At 67.1% G+C, this 492-nt stretch carries 1 protein-coding gene; it reads left to right on the top strand.

Features of this window, described 5'->3' with window-relative positions:
- Positions 1–492, top strand: a 492-nt coding sequence (locus ON21_RS30145) for an IPT/TIG domain-containing protein (RefSeq protein ID WP_039803544.1), incomplete at both ends; no start/stop codon positions are given.

Below are 492 nucleotides of genomic sequence, written 5' to 3'. Positions count from 1 at the left end.
TCACCGCCGTCGCACCCGCAGGAACCGGAACGGTATCCGTCACCGTCACCACAGCGGGCGGAACCAGCAACGGCCTGCCCTACACCTACATTCCGGTTCCGACCCTCACCGCGGTGGTCCCGAACGTGGGTCCGGTGTCGGGCGGGACGACGGTCGTCCTCACCGGAACCAACCTGTCCGGAGCCACAGCAGTGAACTTCGGTGGTACACCGGCGACCTCGTTCACCGTCAACTCCGCCACCCAGATCACCGCCGTCGCACCCGCAGGAACCGGAACGGTATCCGTCACCGTCACCACAGCGGGCGGAACCAGCAATGGCATCGCCTACACCTACATCGCGGTCCCCACCCTGACTGCGGTGGTCCCGAACGCGGGTCTGGCAGCCGGTGGGACGACGGTCGTCATCACTGGCCTCGGGTTGTCGACGGCTACCGCGGTCGGCTTCGGCGCTACCCCGGCGACCTCGTTCACGGTCGACTCCAATACCCAGA

Origin of the sequence: Nocardia araoensis NBRC 100135, assembly GCF_000308435.1 — a bacterium.
GTDB classification, from domain to species: Bacteria; Actinomycetota; Actinomycetes; order Mycobacteriales; family Mycobacteriaceae; genus Nocardia; species Nocardia araoensis.
This window is presented reverse-complemented; position numbering and strand designations above follow the sequence as displayed.